This window comes from Martinezella sp. CNPSo 3795, from assembly GCF_057784475.1.
Window position 1 is genome coordinate 116,683 of sequence record NZ_JBXSOQ010000001.1, and the last position, 19,627, is coordinate 136,309.

A 19,627-nucleotide genomic window follows, 5' to 3' on the forward strand; every position below is an offset into this window, starting at 1 on the left:
ACACTCCAGGAGCTCTCCATGAAGTCCCTTCCCGCATGCCTTGCATTGGCGGCCATTTCCCTTGCTGCAGCAGGCTGCGCCACTTCCGAACCCATGGTCTATCAAGGCCTCGCATCAGCGGCGCAATTGAGACCTGATCCGAGCGACAGTTCCGGCCGGGCACCGTTCAGCTACAAGGTGGTCGTGAACTGGAACCATTATGACAAGATCATCGTCGAGCCTGTCTCCATCTATAGAGGCAAGGACAGCCAGTTCGCAAACATGCCCGAAGAGGACAAGCAGAACCTCGCGCGCTATATGCATGACAAGTTCAGCAGTGTACTTGCCCAACGCTATTCGATGACCGCCATTCCTGGCCCTAGCACGCTGCGTCTGCGCTTGACGCTTGCCGGTGCGGAGGCGACCAATACCGTGCTTGGCCCAGCCTCGCATCTCGATATCGCCGGCGGCGTCTACAATACCGTCCAGGCGGCGCGCGGAAAACAGGGATCGATGACCGGCTCGGCGACCTATGCGGTCGAGATCTTTGATTCGACATCCAACCGCCTGTTGCTTGCCTATGTCTCCAAGCAATATCCGGGCGCGCTCAATCTTGGAGCGTCGTTCGGAAATCTGAAGGCCTCCTATGTTGCAATAGACAAGGGCGCTGCAGATCTTCTGACCCGAACGAGGTAGACGGATGCAGGGTCGCAGGATGTGTATGATCCAATGAGATAGGAGCGAAAGGCAATGCATCTGCACTGCCTTTCGCCCGTCATAGACGTCCTCAGCCGCGGTCGTGAACCACGCCGACGATCTCGCCGGAACGCGAAACGCTCACCAACAAGTCGTCTCCGTCTCTCCATGCTCGAACCAGATAGCGTGGTCCGACGTCTTGCACATCCTTGACCCGATATCCCCGACGCACCAGGAGACGAATGACATCAGACGGGCCGAAATCGTCGGAGTTCTGCCCCCATTCGCGACGTTCTTCGTGGCGGCGGTTCCATCGCTGCAGAAAATCGGCTTCCGGCTGACCTTCTCCCGGAGAATAGGTTGACGATTGGTCCTCATGGAATACGACCTGGGCATAACAGGAGCTGACAGTTCCAATGGCAGCAGCCGATGCCGCCATCATTGTCAGTGCCGCGTAGTAGATCTTCATTGCTTGATCCTCTTGCTTCGCCGCCGCAAGCACAACGCCATGCAAGCCTCCTGCGAACGACCTCGCCAGTATGGCCAGTTCCAGTTTCGGCGGTGCATTTTTTTGTTGAGAAATATTGCGGCCGGCCAAACGGGCCATCGCATCGCTTGGCCGGCCGACCGCCGTGCCATTGCAGATGCCACCACGGCGCCACAGGCGCCTGGGAACTGGTCTATATCGGCCTCAAGGATGAAATTGCCTCAGACCGAAACATGACTGCTGACGAGATGACCATGTCTCAGATCATGAATCATCAAGGCGGGAGGGTCCGCTGCTTGCGGCACGCGAGATGCGTCGAGCATCAGCGGATTGGCCGGGCATATGGAACCGCAAGTATAGGCCGGAATGCCCGCAAACAGGCTCGACATGCTCCGATGAACATGGCCGCTACAAATGGCGGCCGGCGGTCTAATGCCGCTCTTCAGCAGACCCGCCAAGGCTTGCGTACCCTTGCACATGACCGCATCCAACGGGGGAATACCGCAAGGGAACACATGATGGTGGGTGAAAAGCAACGCCGTGCCATTCGGGCTACCCGCCAATGCCCGCCGCAACCAGGAAAGATGTTGCGTGACGTCGCCATAGGCTTCGCCATCCACGCAGGTATCGACCCCGATTATGACAGACCCGCCGCAGGGTTCGATAAAATGCATTGCCGGCCGGTCGTGCCAATAATCCGGTTGCGGCATGATCGTCCGCATGACGGCCCGATCGTCCGAATTGCCCGGAAGGATCAATGAGCGACAGGCAAGGCGATGGAGCGATGTCGATATAAGGCCGTAGCCTTCGAGCCATTTCCCATCAACCAGGTCGCCGGAGACCACCAGCAGATCTGGCTGAAGGACCGCTAACCAGGATACGGCACGGTCAAGCCGCGCCATGCTATCATTCGTCGGGCTGGCGTGAATGTCGCTAATCTGGGCGATAAGCATGAGATCCGTTTCATGATGATGTGATATGTCAAACAACGATCGGTGCGACGCAGACCATACATTCCCTTGACTTCGCGTGCAGCCAAACCGGCTCGCATTGGAGAACATGCTGCGATCGCATTTCCATTCTCCGTCGCTTCAGGTTAACGGCAGCAAGGATCAACCGGCCTTCAGGTCCCGCTGCGGTTCGCCGATCTCCACCGCATGACCGTCAGGATCATAGAAGCGGAATACGCGCTGCCCCCATTCCTGCCTTTCGACGGGATGAATGAGATTGACATGCGGCGCTATCGCCTCGAAGGCAGCATCCACGTCCTCATGTTCGAAATAGAGAAGGATGTTTCGCCGCCCATAGGGTTCGGATGCTTCGCTGCTTTCCCTCCAGACCGTTTGCTCCAGCGATTTTCCATCATGAATCGCAAAGCCGGTTTCAAACAGCACGAAGCTGCCAAAGTCATTCAAAACCCTGAGGCCCAACAGCTCACAGTAGAACGCCTTCGAACGCTCGATATCGCTGACGAAGGGAATTGGATTTACGAAACGCACCGCCAGGACCTGCTCGATTAGGGGAAACGAAGCAAACGAAAAACAACCTTCAAACTGCTTCACTATATCTGAGAACCGGATGCTGGTATCTGGCAAATGATTTCCATCTCGTCTCGCAATCGGAGGCCGCCCGTGGCAGAAACCGCACGAACCATGATCGTCATGGATTCGGGAGAATCCCGCTTTCAGTTGAGCGCCGGCGCATTGATCCGCCACGGCGATCATATCCTAATTCACCGCGCACTCACGGACAACTTCTGGTCTTTGCCCGGCGGCCGGGTGGAGTTTCATGAGGCAGGCGCCGAGACACTTGCCCGCGAGATCGAAGAGGAAATCGGCTGCAAGGCGACCATCGGACCTTTACGCTTCATCATCGAAAATTTCTTCGAATTTGCCGGACGACGTGTTCACGAAGTTAGCGTCTATTACGAGGCGGAGCTGCTGCAGCCATTTCCGTTTCACGAAACGGAAATCGTCCATCGGGTGAAGGATGGCAATGCCGACCTCGAATTTCGCTGGGCACCTTCCACGCTGGTCGGGCTCGACCGGTTCGACCTGGTGCCAACTCCCATACGCAACCTCATCGTCACCAATCCCGCTGGCATTCAGCATTTCGTGCGGCGCGACGCAGCCTGAGTCTCCTGCCGTCTGCATCAATTGCAACAACAAGGAAATAACTTCATAAAAGCTCCGGCATGTTTGCCGAGTTTCCGATAGGCCCGAATCGTCAGGTCGTCATCCAATGTCGCGCATCGCCATTTTGGGAAATGCAGGCGGTGGGAAATCCACCCTCGCCCGCAAATTGAGCGAGCGCCACGCGATTCCCCATTTCGAGATCGACAGGCTGCTTTGGCAGGAAGGCTGGATTCCCACACCGATCGAGACTTATGCCGAGCGGCATGAACGGATCCTATCGGGTGAGAATTGGGTCATCGATGGCCTGGGGCACAAGAATTCGATCCCGGCACGGATAGATCGCGCGACCGAGATCATCCTCATCGATATGCCGCTCTGGATGCATTTCTGGCTCGCGGCCGAGCGGCAGATCGCCTGGCAGTCGGGCACGATCGAAAACGCGCCCGGCGGACTTTCGGCCATGCCACCGACGCGAGATCTGTTCCGGACCATATGGGAAATCGAGCAAGACTGGATGCCCGGCATTCGCCGCCTGTGCACGGAAGCGCAAAATGCCGGCAAGGCGCTGACACGGATAGGCAGTGTCGATGAGCTGGATGCGCTTACGAAGGAATTGGGGTGAACTGCGGCCTTGATGACTATTCAGATAAGCGGCAGTCGCGAGAACGACGACCGTAAAACCATTCCAAAAGATCCGCGATCTTTGAGATTATCTTCTTTGCTTTGATAACGAAGGGCTTTTAGCCTTGTCTAAGCCCATAAGAGCCATTTGCAGGCTCGGACACGGCAGGCGATGGCATTGCGGTCCGAAAACAAAGACGAGCTTCGAAGAGGAAACCTCATTGCCCCGCCATACCACGCCGACTGGCTCCGATGCATCGCTTCCAACGCTTGATCTCCAGCGCCTCTATGCTTCGCCGGCAGAACATCAGGCCTTTATCGCAGAGCTTCGCACGGTGCTCTACGATCACGGCTTCTTCTATCTGACGGGGCACGGCGTCGATCCCAAGCTGATTGCCGATGTGGTCGCAACGGCCAAGCGTTTCTTCGCGCTGCCCATGGAAGAAAAGCTCAAGATCGAGATGGTCAAGTCACCGCACTTCCGCGGCTACAATCGCGCCGGCCAGGAGCGTACCCGCGGCGAACAGGATTGGCGCGAGCAGCTCGACATCAACACCGAAAGTACACCCTTCGAGATCGGTCCGGACACGCCGGCTTGGCGGCGCCTCCAGGGACCGAACCAGTGGCCGGAGGCGTTGCCGGAACTCAAGCCTCTGCTGCTTGCCTATCAGGCCGAGGTGACGCGCATCGGCATCGACGTGCTGAAGGCGATCGCCGCAGCTCTCGGCCAGCAGGAAAACGTCTTCGCCGATATTTATGAGCCGCAGGCCTCGCAGCTTCTGAAGATCATCCGCTATCCCGGCCGCGACGTCGCCGAAACGGACCAGGGTGTCGGCGCTCACAAGGATGGCGGCTTCGTCACCGTGCTGCTCCAGGACACCACGCCCGGCCTGCGCGTGCGCACGGAAGACGGCGTCTGGATCGACGCACCGCCGGTGCCGGGCACCTTCGTCATCAATACCGGCGAGTTGCTTGAGCTTGCGACGAACGGCTTCGTGCGCGCCGACGTGCATGACGTCATCGCACCGCCTGCCGGCGTCGAACGTTTCTCCGTCGCCTTCTTCCTCGGTTCCCGACCGGATGCGACGATCCCCGTCATCGAGTTGCCGGAAGAGCTGAAACGATCGGAGCGCGGCATCTCGGTCGACCCCTTGAACCCGATCTTCCGCGAAGTTGGTCAGAACCAGCTGAAGAGCCGCTTGCGTTCCCACCCGGATGTCGCTCGCGCCCACTATGCCGATCTCCTGGCATCGGAACAGCCGGTTTAGGCCGGATACTCTGAAAATTCGAACGAGGTCGCTAGCTCAGACATCTCGTCTGAAGGCCAGCTCCGAGAGCAATTCCAGGAAAAGTGCGCAGTGGTTTTCCGTCCGGAATTGCGCGAAACCAAAGAGATAGAGCGGTTCAGAGATTCCGTGAAAAACTGAACCGTCCCTAGTGCTGACTATCCGGCACGACGACACGCATGCCGTCGACGACGCTGCTTGCGAGAATCTGACAGCTCAAGCGGCTGTTCGGCGCCGGCTCCATCACGAATTCGATCATCGTCGCCTCTTCTTCGGAAGGCGGCGGCAGAAGATCGAGATGAGGTTGCTCGATGTAGCAATGACAGGTACCGCAGGCCAAGGCGCCGCCGCATTGTGCCACGATGCCATCGATGCCGCTCCTGACGGCCACAGCCATCAGAGTTTCACCCTCCTGTGCCTTAACACGCGTCTCACGACCAGCGGAATCGATGAACACGATTTCACACATTGCATTCTCCATATTTTTCGGTAAGCCCGTTCACGCGGCAATAAGACGAACATCCAGACGTTGCGGACCGCGCACCGAGAGCCCGCGCTTGTAGGCGGGACTGTCATCCAGCAGTTCTATCGCGCGGGTGCGTCGCAGGAGCGTCGAGAAAATGATCTCCATGTCCAGCCGCGCGAGATGATTGCCGAGACAGAAATGCGCGCCGCCGCCGAAGGCCAGATGGCGGTTGGGGGTGCGCTCGACATTGAACACATCGGGTGAGTCAAATTGCTCCGGATCACGATTGGCAGCGCCATAGAGCAGGCCGATCTTCGTGCCCTTAGGCAGCGGCGTGCCGGCAATCGTCTTTTCTTCCGTCAGGTAGCGATGAAAGAATGGCAGCGGTGACTCGAAGCGGAACATTTCCTGGATGGCAGTCGGCATCACGGCCTGGGTTTCCCGCAGCTTGCTCAGAGCATCGGGATATTGCATCAAAGCATGCATGCCGCTACCCAGCACATCGATGGTCGAGCCATGTCCGGCCATGAGGATCAGCATGCAGGTGGACACGAGTTCGTCTTCGGTCAGCTCGCCGGCAACATGCGCCTCGGTCAGCCGACAGAGAAGATCGTCGCGCGGATTGCGTACACGCTCGGCGATGAGTTCCTTGAGGAGTTCGTAGAATTCCGTCGTCGCGCGTTCGGCGATCGCCTTGCGCTCGGCGCTGCGATCGACATCGAAATACTGCACGACCTCTTCCGACCACTTGCGCAGCTGCCCGGCATATTCCTCCGGCACACCCAGCACGGAGCCGATGATGTGGCCCGGAACCTGTGAGGCAAGATCTTCGACGAAATCGATCGTACCTGCCTGTAGGAGACGGTCGAGCAGGCGGTCGACGAAATCCTGTATCATGCCGCGCTGGCGCGCAACGAGTGCCGGGGTAAATTCACGGAACACCTTGCGGCGCAGCCGGTCATGGGTTTCACCATCGGAATCCAGAAGGCTGAATTGCACGAAGCGCGAATGGTTCGGCATGTCGTGCCAATTCTGCCGAACCTTCTGCTCCTGTATCTCCTCCGGGGAAAGAAAGAATTCGAGCGAGCGCACGAGCGTCTTGTCAGCGGCGGCAACGGCCACATCCTGATAGCGCGACAGCAGCCATATGTCGAAATGCTCGTAATAGACGGGACCGGGAGTGGCGCGCAGCTCACGGTAGGCGACATAGGGATCGTCAGTGAACGCTTGGCTGAGCGGATCGAATGCTGGGGTTGCCGTCGGCATAATCAGGACCTTTGTCCATTCTGGTTTATCACCGTAGAATACAGCGGCACGGCATGAAAAGACATGGATGCCAACCGCAGCCATATGGATAAAACTCTCATTCCCCAATAGGGTTAGGTCGCCATGACCGATAAAGCGACTTCACCAGCAACCCTCCCCCTTGACGACGTCTTCTTTCAGACTCCGGGCAAGTTGTCCCGCGCCTTTCCCTACACGCTTCTCGCCGCCGGACGCCGGATCTGCACGCCAGCGGAAATGCCGATAGCCCACCGCTTCAACCATCACACTTTGATCCTTACTCTCAGCGGAAAAGGCCTGTTGCAGGTCAACGGAGTCTCCAGCCTGCTGCATGAGGGGACGATCGCCTGGCTGGACTCCTCAATGTTGTATTCGCATCGCTGCGAGCCACGCCATGCGCACTGGTCCTATCTATGGGTGGGCTTCGTCGGATACGGGCTCGATACCCTGTTTGACAGCCTTGGCGTGGTCGCCAATCCGGTTTTCGACATGAAGGCTGTGCACAATCTACAAGGCATCTTTGAGGGAATCCTCGGTGAAGTGGAAGGAAGAGGCTTCTTTGCAGAGAGCCAGTGCTTCGCCTTGCTCGCCCAGTTGATCTCTTCATTGGTATCGGAGCGGGCCTACAATAGTGACGTTGGCGGCGCCGTTCAGCGCCTGCAGCGGGTCATGGAGACGGTTCGAGCCGATCTGTCACGCGCCTGGACGGTGGCAGAGCTCGCGCCCGCCGCCAATCTGAGCCAAGCCCAACTGTTCCGACGCTTCCGTCAGAGAACGGGAACGACGCCTATCGACTGGCTACGGCACGAGCGCGTAAACGCCGCCAAGCGGCTACTGGTGGTAACGGATGAGCAGATCGGCAAGATCGCCGCCAGATGCGGCTACCCTGATCCATTCCACTTTGCCCGTGACTTCAAGAAGCTAGTGGGCGTCACGCCGAGCGAGTTTAGACGGCAGGGCGAGAACGACAGACCACGCCGATCCTAAGGTGATTGAGTGCCTCTCAGCTTACGCTTGAAGAGTATTTCATGACAGAACCATCTCGATTGGCTTGGGACATATGACGCGATAGAAGTCTGTCGTGCATGCCAGATTATTCGAAATGCATGCCGCGCTTTAGCTGGGGATTAAGAAGTGACGACCGAACAAAGCGTCCTGCGCATTTCCATCATCGTGACATTCGTTCTGGCCGTCGCCGGTATCGTCTTCGGCATTCTCTCCGGCTCCTATGCGATCGTCTTTGACGGCGTCTACGCGCTTACCGATGCGAGCATGACGATCGTGGCGCTGATCGTTTCCAATCTGATCATATCCTCCGCGACGAACACGACACCCGCCGGCAAATTCGCCAAGCATTTCACCATGGGCTTCTGGCACCTCGAGCCGATGGTGCTTGGCCTCAATGGCGTCCTCCTGATGGGAGCCGCGGTCTATGCCCTGATCAACGCCATCGGCAGCATCATGGCCGGCGGCCGTCATCTCTCTTTCGATCAAGCCATCATCTACGCGGTGCTGACCATGTTCATCGCCTTCCTGATGGCGGCTTATGGCAACCGCGCGAACAAGACGCTCAGATCCAATTTCATCGCACTGGACGCCAAGGCCTGGATCATGACCGGCAGCCTCAGCGGCGCATTGCTCCTCGCCTTCATCTTCGGCTTTTTCATTCAGGGAACGAAGCTGCAGTGGATGTCGCCTTATGTCGATCCGGTCGCTCTGGCTCTCGTCTGCCTCATCGTCATTCCCATGCCGATCGGAACGATCAAGCAGGCATTCGCCGACATCCTGCTCGTGACACCTGCGGATCTTCGGGAACATGTCGATCGCGTCGCGACCGACATAGTTCGACGCTACAATTTCTTATCCTACCGCTCCTATGTCGCGCGGGTCGGCCGCGGCAAGCAGATCGAACTCTACTTCATCGTTCCACCGGATGGACCGACGAAGAAGCTGGAGGAATGGGACCATATCCGCGACGAAATCGGTGAAGCGATCGGCGACGAAGGGCCGGACCGCTGGCTGACGATCGCTTTTACGACGGATCCGGAATGGGCGGATTGAGCAGCCGCTACCCCCGCCAATCCTTGAACACTTCGGCGAGAAAATCGACGAAACTGCGCACCTTTCGATCCGACGTAGCGCGTCTTGGAAAGAGTGCGTTGAGCTCGATATCATCGGCTCGCTGCCATTGCGGGAGAACCGCTTCGAGTTCGCCGCGCGCAAAGTGCTGCGCGGCCAGTTGAGGCGATACCAGCGCTATGCCTGCACCGGCAACGGCCTGGCGGATGATGGTGGTTACCTCGTTCGACATCAGGATCGGCTTGACGATGACCTCGGCCACATTGCTGGCTTCGTCGAGCAAGCGCACCGTCGCCAAAGATGTGCCGGCGCCCATCATCATCACGGCATGCTCTCTGAGATCCTGTGGACGTTCCGGTCGGCCGAACCTGTCGAGATAGGCGGGGCTTGCGGCTAGGTGGGCGCGAGACCGACCGAGCGTGCGCACAGAATAGCCGGAATCGGAGAGCGGCCCCGTTCGCAATGCCACGTCGAAGCCGTGCTCGATGAGGTCGAGGGGATAGTTATCGTAAGTCAGGGCCAGCTGCACCTTTTGATAGTTCTGCCGAAACTCGCCCAGTCTTGGCTCCACGACACTCAGGCCGAGGGTATAGGGCATGAGGACGCGCAGCATACCCTGCGGCTCGATGCGCACAGCGCGTGCTGTCTGGTCCGCCTCCTCCAGGATCTCCTCTGCCCTGATGCAGCGCTCGTAATAGTCGCGCCCGGCATCCGTGACCGATACACGCCGGGTCGTGCGATACAACAATTGAACGCCGAGATCGTCCTCGAGCTGTTTTACGCGGCGGCTGACGCTCGTCAAAGGCAGCCGCAGTTGTGTCGCGGCGGCGGTGAAACTGCCGCGTTCCGCAACGCGCAGAAAAATCCGAATGCTCTCGAGGTCTCTGGCCATATTCTACCGTTTTCAGCAACAATATATCCTGAATTTACGCCATTATCCTTATTCGTCCATACCGTTATGGCTACGCGCATGACCGTGGCACCTCTCAACTCAGCACGACTATTCAGCTCCTTGGCACATGGGCTTGCGTTGCCACCGTGGTTGACGCGACCGGCAGTGGGTTTCGCGCTACGAACGACCGCAGCCTCGCTCGTAGCGCTCTACATCGCCTTCCTGCTCAATCTCGACGATCCGAAATGGGCGCCGATGACGGTCTGGATCGTTGCTCAATCCAACCGCGGCATGAGCCTTTCAAAAGGCCAATACAGAATTTTGGGCACGATCATCGGGGCCGTTGCCGCGGTGGCCATGGTCGCGCTTTTCATGCAGGCGCCGGAGCTGTTCATTCTGTCGCTCGCCCTATGGCTGGGACTGTGCACGGCGCTCGCCACCGGCTTGCGCAATTTTCGCGCCTACGGTGCCGTGTTGGCAGGATACACCGCGGCTATCGTCGCATTCGATTCCATCGGTTCGCCGCTGGAGGTCTTCGACATTGCGGTGGCACGGGTAATCTACATCGCCCTGGGGATCATGACGGAAGCGGTTTTCACCACCGTCTTCGCGCCTGGCACGCCGCTGCAGGAGACCCAGAACCGCCTGACAACATATCTCCGCCAGGTCTCCGATCTCTGCGCGCGCGCATTGCGCGGCCAGAGCAACACTTCGGGTTTCCGAGGGCTACTGACGGGCGCGTTGGAACTGGATGCCGCTGCAGAATATGCCGCCGCAAGCTCCCGTTCCGTACGCAGCCGTTTGGGCCATCTACGCGGCGCCGCAGTCGCAATGCTGACCCAGATGGCGATCGCCCAGTCTCTGCGCGAGCATCTCGCGGAGCGACCGGATCTCGATGAACCTCTCGTCGAGAAAGCAGCTATGGCACTCGACGCTATCGGCTCGGCATCACCGGTCGCTCCCAATATCATTGCCGCATTGCGGGCAGATGTTCAGATTGCACTCTCCGAAACTACTGTTGACTCCGATCATGCGATCCCGCCTCGGCTTCTGATCCTGGATCACCTCGACAGGCTGCTTGAAGCCGCCCATGGCGCACTCACGCGCCAGGCCCTGTTTTCGGACGAGAAAGCCCCCTCCTCAAGGCTAAGGCTCTCCTTCCACGTCGATCATCGCGACGCAGTTCAAAACGGTATTCGCACCTTCGTCGCCATCGTCATCGGATCCTGGTTCTGGATCGCAACCGCCTGGCCATCCGGCCCGAGCTTCATTGTCATTCTCGGTGTCATCTGCGCCCTGTTTGCCACCCGGCCCAATCCGGTGGTCGGCGGAATGGGTTTCCTCAAGGGCGGGCTCGTCGCGGTGATTGCGGCAGCGATCTGCAATTTCGCCATCCTGCCGATGCTGTCGGACTTTACCGAACTGGCCATGGTCATCGGCATCATCATGTTTGCAACCGGGCTTGCCATGCGCAACGTCCGCACTGCCGCCCTGGCAACGAGCTTTGCCTTTCTGTTTCTGGATCTGGTCGGCCCAGATAATACCAGCCGTGCCGATGCGGCTTCTTTCATGAACGGTGCCCTAGCGCTGATCCTTGGTGTGGGATCGGGCGTACTCGTCTTCACGCTGCTCTTTCCATCCAACCTGCCGGCAAAGCGGCAGCGCCTGCAACGCGCCACGCTGCGCGATCTGGCGGATATCGGCCGGTCTCCGGGCCATTGGACGAGAGAGCATTGGCTGAGCAGGACGGCCGACCGCCTGGCGGGCCAGGCCGCAGCGAATGCCGGCGTTCCCGAGAAACAGGCGGAAGACGACCTAAGGGGAATGCTTGCCGCGCTTGCGATCGGCGAGGCTGCGATCACGCTCGCCGAACTGGCAAGAGAGCACCCTCATCTTGCCAAACCACTGAACGTCGTGCTGCGTCAGCTCGGCCGCGGCGATCCGGCTCGTCTTGCAAAAGTCTCGCGCGCGGCCGCCCAACATCTTTCCTACTGGATCAGCAAGCCCGACATCTCGACCCGCCACACGCTGATCCGTGCTGCGACCCAGCTCGACACGATCGCCTCGGCGGCATTGAACCACGTCGATTACCTTCGCCAAAAGCGAACCGCCTGAAAGCGTCAGGCACTCTCGGTATCCGCTGCCGGGAGCGCCCCAGCCGATATCCGCTTGCGCCGTGCCGAGCCGAGCACGACGCTCTGCACGCGGCGCGTAAGCGGCTTCTCGATACCTCTGAAGAGCGCCAGGGCAAGCAGGGCAGCAGCGAGCGTCGAGAAGCCAGCGAACAAACCAAGCGGCAGAGCCCCTCCGATCACTTTCGCCCAAATGGCTCGCATGGGTCGCAGGATAAAGGGATGGGCGAGGTAGAGGCTATAGGAGGCATCTCCCAAAGCGACACTCCAGAGTACAGGTCTCTTATGAGGCAAAACAGGACCGATTGCGGCCGCAAGAACGAACAGAGCCGCAGGCAAACCGCTTCGCAGGAATTGCGGCAAGGCCGCATCGTTCCAAAGCGTGGAGACATGAACGAAGCCAAGAAGCCCTATGGCCACGAGCCCGAACGCAATACCCTTGCCGATCCTCACGCCGCTGCGGAAAATCAGAGCGACATAGACGCCAAACAGGAACTCCAGAATGATCGGGCTCGTCCAGAATGCTATCTGGACATGGCTGGGGTCAACGAGATTTCCGACGAGCGCCATGCCGACCATGAGCACCGACAGCCAGATGACCCCCACCCTTATCGGCAAAAGGAGCGCCAGTGCGAAGAACACATAGAACAGCATCTCGTAATTCAGAGTCCAGCCAAGCGCGAGCACCGGCCTGATCTCCCCCACGCCACGCCCGGACGGAATGAAGAAATAGGAGGCGAGAACATGGGATATGGAGCCGACGGGAACGACGAGCAGCGAGGGTGCCGCGAGCGCGCCAAGCAGCATGATACTCGTCAAAAGCCAATAGAGGGGGACGACACGAGCGCAACGCCGTAAAAAAAAATGCAGCGGAGCGCCGCTCTTGCCGAACTCCGATGCTGCAGTGTGGGTCATGATGAAGCCGGAAAGAACGAAGAAGATGTCGACGCCGAAACCGAGATTCCAGGCAGAGCCATCGACCGCTGCACGTCCTGTCGCTGCTGCAAGGATCTCTGTTTCGTGCAGAGCATGGGCGATGACCACGGAAGAGGCTGCGAGCGCGCGCAGCACCTGAAGGTTCAAGAGCATATGAGCGGATTTGCCGGCGTTGCCGCCCGCATCTCGTCCCTCAGGTATTTCCTTATAAAACCTCACCGGAAAGCTCAGCGAATATTGCCCTGGATCTCCATTTGGTATCCACGACAATATAATAACTCGTCGCCGCATGCATAAATCGGCAGCCCTGCTTTAGATTATAGTTATTCTTCAGTTAATATTTCAGACGTTAGGCAGGATAAGCCGTCGCCAGGATGATATGTGCCTGAATTTTAGCAGCAACTTCGCCGCTACCGTGTCTGGCTTCGATTGCGGCGGCGACATAGTCGGTCGCAGCCTGCAGCTTCTCCGCTTCTCTGGCTTCGATTTCGTTACGGAGCAGAGTTCCCTGACAATAAGCTACGGCCGGAAGACGCGGCGAAGATGCCCGGCTTTGCTCGGCCCTCGTTTCAATCGCAATTTCGGAGAAACCAGCGTTCTCGAGATCGCCGCGAATCCGATCCACATCGTGATAGCCATGCGGAGTGCGCGCCAGAAAGCGTGGCGGATCGTTGGGAAAAATCCGGGCAAGCGCGTTCGTGACATCATCCGCGAATATGTTCTCTTCGATGCGGTCCCAGACGTTGAAGAGGAAATGCCCACCGGGCTTCAGAACGCGCTTTGCCTGGCGGTAGGCCGAGATACGGTCCGGAAAAAACATGGCGCCGAACTGGCAAAAGACGAGATCGAAGGATGCATTTTCGAAGGGCAACGACTGGGCATCCGCCTGCTGCCATGTGATGCGGCTGTCGGGAGCCTGCCGCGAAGCGGCGTAATCGAGCATCGGCTGGTTGAGGTCGGTGACGACGTAGTTTGCACCGGGGGATAATTTCGGCGCCAATGCGCGGGTGACAACGCCGGTGCCTGCAGCGATTTCCAACACTGCGTCGGGCCGCAAGGACGCTGCTCGCTGGGCTATATCTGCCGCATAAGGCTCGAAAATCAACGGCACCATATGGCGGTCGTAATTTTCCGGAATCGAGCCAGCGAATAGCTTGTCTGCTTCCAACATCGCATCACCCGCTGCGCGCCTGAGAAAGCCCGATACTAGCATATCGCAGCAGACGCGTCATTCAGCTCTGAAGAGACCCAATCGCACAGAACCGGTCTATTCAGCCCGCGTCACCGCGCGCAAGCACGTCCAGAAGCTGGCTGGTGTTGTCGATGGAGAATTGCACGCGCTCGCCCGGCCAGACGGATTCCGAATAGGAAATCGGCGTGCCCTTGAGATCGACATCCACCTTTCTCGACACAGCCACCGGCTGAGACATGGACTGGCAGAGCTGTTTCGCCTCTTCGCTTGTCGGCAGACGGACGACGATATCCGTGCGCAGGCGGATATAGTCGGGGATGCCGTATTCGGCCAGAATGACGGTGACGCTTCGCCCGCTGCGCCGCGCCTCGTCGAAACCTGGAAAACGGCGCACCGGATAGTAAGCATGCGAATAGTTGATCGGCTCCTCGTCGGCAAAGCCGCGGCGGACAATATGATAAACCGGCTCACCAAGTGGAAGCCGCAAAGCCTCTGCGATCAATTCCGAAGCCGGGACAACCTCCTCATGAATGGCCTGACCGAGCGGTTCTCTGCCTTGATCGAGCAGGTTCTGGGAAAAGCGCGTGCGTTCGGACAGGCGATAGTCGAGGCGACTATCCCTGACGAAGGTTCCGCGCCCCTGCTCGACCAGCACGAGCCCCCGGCTTTCGAGACGGGAAATGGCGCGCCGTATGGTGTGCCGTCCGACGCCGAAACGTTCCATCAGGTCGGATTCCGTCGGAAGCTGCGCCTTTGGTGACAGGCGACCGGTCAGGATATCCTCCGCAATATCGCTCTCGACCTGTTGCCATTGCCCGTGCAGCAATTTCTTCTCCATGCCTGCCTTCCGAATTCAACCATGTCATTCGAATGTCATATATCGGCTACAGCATCGATTTTCAATCTGTGCCCGATATCGGAAATCCAACAAACAGCAGCCAAAGTCAATTTTACCCTCGAGCTTTAGCGCTTAGCCACGCTTTCCTTCATATGGGTGTCACTCGCCATCGTTAGGTAAATATCCGAATGTTTTATTAATCATTCGGATATTGAGGATAAGATGGTAAGACTTGATCGTCGTCAATTTATCGCGGGCACGACCGCAGTCATCGGCACATCAATCGCTATGACCGGCAAGGCCCGGTCCGCCGACGCGGCTATCGAGATTTCGAGCACCTGGGGCTCCGACAAGCCGTTCCAGAAGGTTGTCGACGCTTTCAATGCTAAGCAGCTCGGCATAACCGTTACCAACCGTTTCGACGGCGACTATGAGGCCGTGACCGCCAAGGCGGTCGCGAGCGTCGCCGCTGGCCGTCCGCCGGCCATGATGATCACCGGCTGGAAGTTCGGCTATTTCGCCAAGCGCACGCTCGGCGCCCGCGACCTTCGCGAGATCAATTCCGCAAAGGCAGAGGCAATCCTCGCCAATTTCCGCCCGTCGGTCCTACCACTGGTCAGCATCGACGGCGCCGTCATCGGTCTTCCCTGGGCGATGTCAACGCCGATAACCTATATCAACAGCGACATGTGGAAGGCTGCCGGCCTCGATCCCAATCTGCCGGAAACGCCTGATACCAAGTGGCTCTACGAAGGCGCCCGCAAGCTCGATGCGGCCCTGAAAGGCAAGCATCCGACCTATCGCTCACCGATCTCCCTCTCCAACAACGAATGGACGAGCCAGTCCTTCATCCAGAATGCCGGCGGCTTCATCATCGATCCCGATGGCAAGTTGGCCCTAAACAGCGCGGAAGCCATCGCCGGCATGACCGAATATTGCGCCCCGGCCCATGAAGGGCTTTGGCTTCCCGTCAGCGACAAGGAGCAGACGGCCGCGTTTCAGTCCGGCGCACTTGCGATTTGCACAACCAGCTCGACCGCCGCCGTCACCTTCCCCTTCGGTGCGGCAAAGGCTGTCACGACCAAATTCCCGGGGCTTCCGGGACATCAGCGCAAGATGAACAGCGGCGGCAATTTCCTTGCCATTTACACGCGTAACAAGGAACAGGCGGAGGCCGCTCTAGCCTTCCTCGAATTCTGCGCATCGAAGGAAGGCCAGACGCTTTGGTCTCAGACCGGCTACCTCAACACCTCGACGCACGACATTCCGCTCATCAACGAGTTCATGAAGCCGGCGGCGGCTCAGCTCGGCGATGGCCTGACCGCAGAGACGATCTGGCCCGGCAAGCGCGGCCTCGAAGGACAGGCCGTGTGGCGCAAGTGGGTCTCGCGTATGCTGCTCAAGGAAACGACGGTTGCCGACGGTATCAAGGGTGCTCATGACGAGCTTGCTGGGCTGATTTCGGCATAGGTTCGCATCATGCCATTTCGTCTTCGATCGCTGGCCCCCTACCTCTTCGTGGGGCCAGCCGTTTTTTCCGTGGCGATATTCCTCTATGGCCCGCTGATAGCGTCGATGTTGTTATCGGTGGTCGACTGGAATCTGCTGTCGGCAGACATCCGCTTTGTCGGCGTCGATAACTACGCGTCCATCTTCGACAATCCAGATTTCCGCATGGCGGCCTGGAATACGCTGCTTTACTGCACCGTCCTCATCCCGGCCGAGATCGTCATCCCACTGATCTTTGCGGTCATGCTGCATTCGGTGCGCAAGAATCCGCTGCAAGGGCTCTATCGCGGCAGCCTGTTCCTGCCGACGATCGTCGCCTATTCAGTGGCAGGCGTTGCCTGGTCCTGGCTTTTCAATCCAGTCAACGGTCTCTTCAACGAGGTGCTCGGCCATTTCGGCTTTCCGCCGTCGCGCTGGCACACGGATCCGAACCTTGCGCTCCTCTGTGTCAGCCTCGTCACCTTCTGGAAGACCTTCGGCCTCAACATGCTTTTGTGGCTGGCAGCGCTCGCGAACCTGCCGCATCAGCTGCGTGAGGCGTCTGAGCTCGACGGTGCAGGTTCGACGCGGCATTTCTTCGACATAAGCCTGCCGCTGATGACGCCGACGGCCTTTTTCATCAGCGTCACGACCTTCTTCCATGTGCTTGACGACATTGTCGGCGTCATCGATGTGCTGACCCATGGCGGACCGGCGGGCAGAAGCTCGAGCCTTCTCTATTTCCTGTGGCAGCAGGGTCTGTTGTTCTTCCAGTTCGGGCCGGCAAGCGCCGTTGCCGTCATCATCATCGTTCTCGTGCTCGCCATCACCTGGCTGCAGTTCCGCGTCAGCGAGAAGCGGGTGCACTACAGATGAGCGATATCGGTCACAAGCTTCACAGGTTGCTGCTCCATGTCGTGCTCATGGCAATCTGCATCGTCACCGTGTTTCCGCTCGTCTGGATGGTGACGGCGGCCTTCACGCCAAACGACATGATCATGGCGAGAGCCGTGCGTTTCTGGCCGGAAAATCCGACGCTTTCGAATTTCGCCATCGCCGCAAGCCGTCATCCGATCTGGATGTGGCTTTGGAATTCCATGCTGACCGCCACCCTGATCACCGCCGGAAAGCTCGCTCTCTCCGTGCCGGCCGGCTTTGCCTTCGGGCGACTCGAATTCAAGGGGAGGCAGCCGCTGTTCTGGTTCGTTATCGCCACCATGTCCTTTCCAAACGTGCTGGCGATCATTCCGACCTATATCGCCGTGGTGAAACTCCAGGCCTTCAACACCTATGGCGCGATGATCATCCCATCGATCCCCTATATCGGCTTCTATGTCTTCTACATGCGGCAGGCTTTCCGGTCGCTTCCCGCTTCGATATTCGAGGCGGCACGCATGGATGGAAGCGGATTGTGGCGGCAATTCATCGAGATCGGCATCCCCAATGTCATTCCGGCAATATCCGCCCTTTCGGTGATTTCCTTCATGGGGGCCTGGAACATCTATCTCTGGGGTCAGCTTGTACTCGATGATGCCTTCAAGAAGACGCTGACGACGGGCATTGCCGCCTTCGCCGATTTGGAGGGTGCAGAGCGGGCCTGGGGACCGCTGATGGCAACAAGTCTGTTGTCGATCGTCCCCGTTCTCTTGATCTTCCTGCTGGCGCAGCGTTTCATCGTCGATGCGCTGGCACCAGGCATTGATGACAGATAGGCGGATGCATGCCCCGAGTAATCGTAATCGGATCGGTAAACCACGATCGCATATGGCAGCTGGATGCACCGCTGGTTCCGGGCGGACGCATACAATTTTCGTCCCGCACGACCCGCCTTGGCGGCGGCGCATTCTATACAGGCCTGCAATTGCTGGAATTGGGAGCGGACGTCGCGATCGTTTCGAGGCTGATGCAGGACGAACAAGGGCAAACCGCATTGCGATCCCTTTCCTCGGCCGGCTTCCATACCGACTACATCATGATGGCGCCTGGAAAGACGGCACCGCTGGAAATTTTCCTTGAGCCGAGTGGAGAGCGGACGATCCTCGCACCGACCGGGCGATCTCAGCAGCTGACGGCAGCCGGCAAACTGTCGGGTGCAGGCGTCTATATCAATGCCCTCGCGCTCGACGAAAGCCTCGTCGAACAGATTAGCGCGCAGCCGCTCGTCCTCTCGCAATTTCCGCTGCGGCCGGCAACGCCGCGACCGGCGGACTATGTCATCTCCTCGCGCGACGATGTTCCGGATGATCTCAATCTCGCCTGGCAGAGGGCCGGCCAAATCGCCGGTTCGCGCCTGAAGATGCTCGTGCTCACCGACGGCACGCGCCCGATTACGCTGTTTGACGGCTTGCAGGCGGTAGAAGTCGAACCGGCTACAAAGGTCGACACGACCGATACCATTGGTGCCGGCGACCGTTTCGCCGGTTCTTTTCTGTTCGCCTTGCTGCAGGGGCAGGCACCGGCGGCCGCTGCACGGGAAGCAAGCCGCATCACGGCGGAATGGCTGCGCCGGCGCAGCGCCTAGGGAATTCGCGGCACTCCGAAAATCTCTTCGAGCAAGACAAAATGCCATAGACAATTCATTCGAATGACTATAGTAATCATTCGAATATTTTAGAGCCCATTCCCCGAACAAATCCTGATGCCCGAGGAAAAGATGATGACTGAGGAGAAGACTGGTAACCCGGTCAACGCATCCTATACGCATGCGCAGGCTCTGGACATTCTCGCCGCAAGCCGCCCGGCGCACATCAAGGCTGCGGCCGAAAAGGTGCTCGACACCCTCGGCGAGGTCGATGTCGTCGTGAACCGTACCGGTCTTGCCATGCTGCCGCTGATCGATACCGTTCGCAGCACCGCCTTCCATCTCGGCGAAGTTCTGGTGTCCGAAGCGCATATCCGCGTGCCGGATCGCGCCGTGGAAGGCTATGGCGCACTGGTCGGCCGGGATCTCGAACACGCCATGGGAATGGCTGTGATCGACGCAGCGATCGCTGCCAATCATCAGGCCGCTCTCATCCTTGAGCTCCTGAATGCCGAACGGCGCCATCAGGAAGAGGAAGACCGGCAGCTCCTACAAAAAGTCGAGGCGACCCGCGTGCAGATGGAGACATTCTGAC

Annotated in this window: 21 protein-coding genes; 12 read left to right on the plus strand and 9 right to left on the minus strand. The window is 58.7% G+C overall.

What is annotated here, in order from left to right; translation table 11 throughout:
- The first annotated feature begins 18 nt into the window (after window positions 1-18).
- Complete coding sequence (locus tag AC13QY_RS00570; protein ID WP_113350849.1) at window positions 19-675, plus strand: DUF3313 domain-containing protein; 657 nt, start codon at window positions 19-21, stop codon at window positions 673-675.
- Window positions 676-766: 91 nt separating this feature from the next.
- On the opposite strand, the gene AC13QY_RS00575 is transcribed toward AC13QY_RS00570, so the two are convergent.
- The 3 genes from AC13QY_RS00575 to AC13QY_RS00585 all read right to left on the minus strand — a co-directional run bounded on the left by AC13QY_RS00575 (window position 767) and on the right by AC13QY_RS00585 (window position 2,661).
- Window positions 767-1,282, minus strand: a complete 516-nt coding sequence (locus AC13QY_RS00575; RefSeq protein ID WP_246661161.1) for a hypothetical protein — start codon at window positions 1,280-1,282, stop codon at window positions 767-769.
- 101 nt (window positions 1,283-1,383) lie between these two features.
- Window positions 1,384-2,115 carry a phosphodiesterase gene (locus AC13QY_RS00580; protein WP_113329349.1) on the minus strand — a complete coding sequence of 244 codons (732 nt, stop codon included), beginning with the start codon at window positions 2,113-2,115 and terminating at the stop codon, window positions 1,384-1,386.
- Between the two features lie 159 nt (window positions 2,116-2,274).
- Window positions 2,275-2,661, minus strand: coding sequence for a VOC family protein (locus AC13QY_RS00585; protein WP_113351068.1), 387 nt, complete (start codon window positions 2,659-2,661; stop codon window positions 2,275-2,277).
- A gap of 132 nt (window positions 2,662-2,793) precedes the next feature.
- On the opposite strand from AC13QY_RS00585, the gene AC13QY_RS00590 reads away from it, so the two are divergent.
- The 3 genes from AC13QY_RS00590 to AC13QY_RS00600 all read left to right on the plus strand — a co-directional run bounded on the left by AC13QY_RS00590 (window position 2,794) and on the right by AC13QY_RS00600 (window position 5,186).
- Window positions 2,794-3,297, plus strand: coding sequence for an NUDIX hydrolase (locus AC13QY_RS00590; RefSeq protein ID WP_113351067.1), 504 nt, complete (start codon window positions 2,794-2,796; stop codon window positions 3,295-3,297).
- 106 nt (window positions 3,298-3,403) lie between these two features.
- A complete protein-coding gene (locus AC13QY_RS00595) occupies window positions 3,404-3,919 on the plus strand; it encodes a P-loop NTPase family protein (RefSeq protein ID WP_113350848.1) in 516 nt (171 codons plus the stop codon).
- 220 nt (window positions 3,920-4,139) lie between these two features.
- A complete protein-coding gene (locus AC13QY_RS00600; RefSeq protein WP_113350847.1) occupies window positions 4,140-5,186 on the plus strand; it encodes an isopenicillin N synthase family dioxygenase in 1,047 nt (348 codons plus the stop codon).
- A 166-nt stretch (window positions 5,187-5,352) separates the two neighbouring features.
- Here AC13QY_RS00600 and AC13QY_RS00605 read toward each other — a convergent pair whose 3' ends face one another.
- Together AC13QY_RS00605 and AC13QY_RS00610 are read right to left on the minus strand one after the other, a co-directional pair.
- Window positions 5,353-5,673: a 2Fe-2S iron-sulfur cluster-binding protein gene (locus AC13QY_RS00605; protein WP_112721834.1), complete on the minus strand. Its 321-nt coding sequence runs from the start codon at window positions 5,671-5,673 to the stop codon at window positions 5,353-5,355.
- 30 nt (window positions 5,674-5,703) lie between these two features.
- The gene (locus tag AC13QY_RS00610) at window positions 5,704-6,936 is read right to left on the minus strand and encodes a cytochrome P450 (protein WP_113351066.1); all 1,233 of its coding nucleotides are present in this window, start codon (window positions 6,934-6,936) and stop codon (window positions 5,704-5,706) included.
- Between the two features lie 123 nt (window positions 6,937-7,059).
- Between AC13QY_RS00610 and AC13QY_RS00615 the strand changes: the two genes are divergently transcribed.
- Window positions 7,060-7,941, plus strand: a complete 882-nt coding sequence (locus tag AC13QY_RS00615; RefSeq protein ID WP_246661162.1) for a helix-turn-helix transcriptional regulator — start codon at window positions 7,060-7,062, stop codon at window positions 7,939-7,941.
- A gap of 147 nt (window positions 7,942-8,088) precedes the next feature.
- Window positions 8,089-9,015, plus strand: a complete 927-nt coding sequence (locus AC13QY_RS00620; protein WP_113350846.1) for a cation diffusion facilitator family transporter — start codon at window positions 8,089-8,091, stop codon at window positions 9,013-9,015.
- A 7-nt stretch (window positions 9,016-9,022) separates the two neighbouring features.
- Here the strand turns inward: AC13QY_RS00620 and AC13QY_RS00625 are convergent, their stop codons facing one another.
- Window positions 9,023-9,925 (minus strand): LysR family transcriptional regulator, encoded by a 903-nt coding sequence (locus tag AC13QY_RS00625; RefSeq protein ID WP_113329355.1) that lies wholly within the window; start codon window positions 9,923-9,925, stop codon window positions 9,023-9,025.
- A 165-nt stretch (window positions 9,926-10,090) separates the two neighbouring features.
- Here AC13QY_RS00625 and AC13QY_RS00630 point away from each other — a divergent pair, with 165 nt between their 5' ends.
- Complete coding sequence (locus AC13QY_RS00630) at window positions 10,091-12,040, plus strand: FUSC family protein (RefSeq protein ID WP_162751538.1); 1,950 nt, start codon at window positions 10,091-10,093, stop codon at window positions 12,038-12,040.
- Between the two features lie 5 nt (window positions 12,041-12,045).
- On the opposite strand, the gene AC13QY_RS00635 is transcribed toward AC13QY_RS00630, so the two are convergent.
- The 3 genes from AC13QY_RS00635 to phnF form a co-directional block, all read right to left on the minus strand.
- On the minus strand, window positions 12,046-13,212 hold the full coding sequence (locus tag AC13QY_RS00635; RefSeq protein WP_246661739.1) for an acyltransferase family protein: 1,167 nt from the start codon (window positions 13,210-13,212) through the stop codon (window positions 12,046-12,048).
- A 130-nt stretch (window positions 13,213-13,342) separates the two neighbouring features.
- Window positions 13,343-14,164, minus strand: a complete 822-nt coding sequence (locus tag AC13QY_RS00640) for a class I SAM-dependent methyltransferase (protein ID WP_113350844.1) — start codon at window positions 14,162-14,164, stop codon at window positions 13,343-13,345.
- A 100-nt stretch (window positions 14,165-14,264) separates the two neighbouring features.
- Window positions 14,265-15,023, minus strand: coding sequence for a phosphonate metabolism transcriptional regulator PhnF (gene phnF, locus AC13QY_RS00645; RefSeq protein ID WP_069610056.1), 759 nt, complete (start codon window positions 15,021-15,023; stop codon window positions 14,265-14,267).
- A 222-nt stretch (window positions 15,024-15,245) separates the two neighbouring features.
- Here phnF and AC13QY_RS00650 point away from each other — a divergent pair, with 222 nt between their 5' ends.
- The 5 genes from AC13QY_RS00650 (at window position 15,246) to AC13QY_RS00670 (ending at window position 19,626) form a co-directional block, all read left to right on the plus strand.
- Window positions 15,246-16,493 carry an extracellular solute-binding protein gene (locus AC13QY_RS00650; protein ID WP_113329358.1) on the plus strand — a complete coding sequence of 416 codons (1,248 nt, stop codon included), beginning with the start codon at window positions 15,246-15,248 and terminating at the stop codon, window positions 16,491-16,493.
- Window positions 16,494-16,502: 9 nt separating this feature from the next.
- Window positions 16,503-17,387: a carbohydrate ABC transporter permease gene (locus AC13QY_RS00655; RefSeq protein WP_113350843.1), complete on the plus strand. Its 885-nt coding sequence runs from the start codon at window positions 16,503-16,505 to the stop codon at window positions 17,385-17,387.
- Complete coding sequence (locus AC13QY_RS00660) at window positions 17,384-18,223, plus strand: carbohydrate ABC transporter permease (protein WP_233788647.1); 840 nt, start codon at window positions 17,384-17,386, stop codon at window positions 18,221-18,223. The genes AC13QY_RS00655 and AC13QY_RS00660 overlap by 4 nt, the downstream gene beginning before the upstream one ends.
- 8 nt (window positions 18,224-18,231) lie before the next feature.
- A complete protein-coding gene (locus AC13QY_RS00665) occupies window positions 18,232-19,032 on the plus strand; it encodes a PfkB family carbohydrate kinase (protein ID WP_186450327.1) in 801 nt (266 codons plus the stop codon).
- A 135-nt stretch (window positions 19,033-19,167) separates the two neighbouring features.
- Window positions 19,168-19,626: a phosphonate C-P lyase system protein PhnG gene (locus AC13QY_RS00670; RefSeq protein ID WP_113350841.1), complete on the plus strand. Its 459-nt coding sequence runs from the start codon at window positions 19,168-19,170 to the stop codon at window positions 19,624-19,626.
- Window position 19,627 lies beyond the last annotated feature (1 nt).

What these genes read in the sequence shown, in the direction of transcription:
- AC13QY_RS00655 (WP_113350843.1), top strand. Translation starts at nt 16,503, where the DNA reads ATGCCATTTCGTCTTCGATCGCTGGCCCCCTACCTCTTCGTGGGGCCA.
- AC13QY_RS00610 (WP_113351066.1), bottom strand. Translation starts at nt 6,936, where the DNA reads ATGCCGACGGCAACCCCAGCATTCGATCCGCTCAGCCAAGCGTTCACT.
- AC13QY_RS00575 (WP_246661161.1), bottom strand. Translation starts at nt 1,282, where the DNA reads ATGGCCCGTTTGGCCGGCCGCAATATTTCTCAACAAAAAAATGCACCG.
- AC13QY_RS00570 (WP_113350849.1), top strand. Translation starts at nt 19, where the DNA reads ATGAAGTCCCTTCCCGCATGCCTTGCATTGGCGGCCATTTCCCTTGCT.
- AC13QY_RS00595 (WP_113350848.1), top strand. Translation starts at nt 3,404, where the DNA reads ATGTCGCGCATCGCCATTTTGGGAAATGCAGGCGGTGGGAAATCCACC.
- AC13QY_RS00605 (WP_112721834.1), bottom strand. Translation starts at nt 5,673, where the DNA reads ATGTGTGAAATCGTGTTCATCGATTCCGCTGGTCGTGAGACGCGTGTT.
- AC13QY_RS00580 (WP_113329349.1), bottom strand. Translation starts at nt 2,115, where the DNA reads ATGCTTATCGCCCAGATTAGCGACATTCACGCCAGCCCGACGAATGAT.
- AC13QY_RS00615 (WP_246661162.1), top strand. Translation starts at nt 7,060, where the DNA reads ATGACCGATAAAGCGACTTCACCAGCAACCCTCCCCCTTGACGACGTC.
- AC13QY_RS00670 (WP_113350841.1), top strand. Translation starts at nt 19,168, where the DNA reads ATGACTGAGGAGAAGACTGGTAACCCGGTCAACGCATCCTATACGCAT.
- AC13QY_RS00650 (WP_113329358.1), top strand. Translation starts at nt 15,246, where the DNA reads ATGGTAAGACTTGATCGTCGTCAATTTATCGCGGGCACGACCGCAGTC.
- phnF (WP_069610056.1), bottom strand. Translation starts at nt 15,023, where the DNA reads ATGGAGAAGAAATTGCTGCACGGGCAATGGCAACAGGTCGAGAGCGAT.
- AC13QY_RS00660 (WP_233788647.1), top strand. Translation starts at nt 17,384, where the DNA reads ATGAGCGATATCGGTCACAAGCTTCACAGGTTGCTGCTCCATGTCGTG.
- AC13QY_RS00640 (WP_113350844.1), bottom strand. Translation starts at nt 14,164, where the DNA reads ATGTTGGAAGCAGACAAGCTATTCGCTGGCTCGATTCCGGAAAATTAC.
- AC13QY_RS00665 (WP_186450327.1), top strand. Translation starts at nt 18,232, where the DNA reads ATGCCCCGAGTAATCGTAATCGGATCGGTAAACCACGATCGCATATGG.
- AC13QY_RS00625 (WP_113329355.1), bottom strand. Translation starts at nt 9,925, where the DNA reads ATGGCCAGAGACCTCGAGAGCATTCGGATTTTTCTGCGCGTTGCGGAA.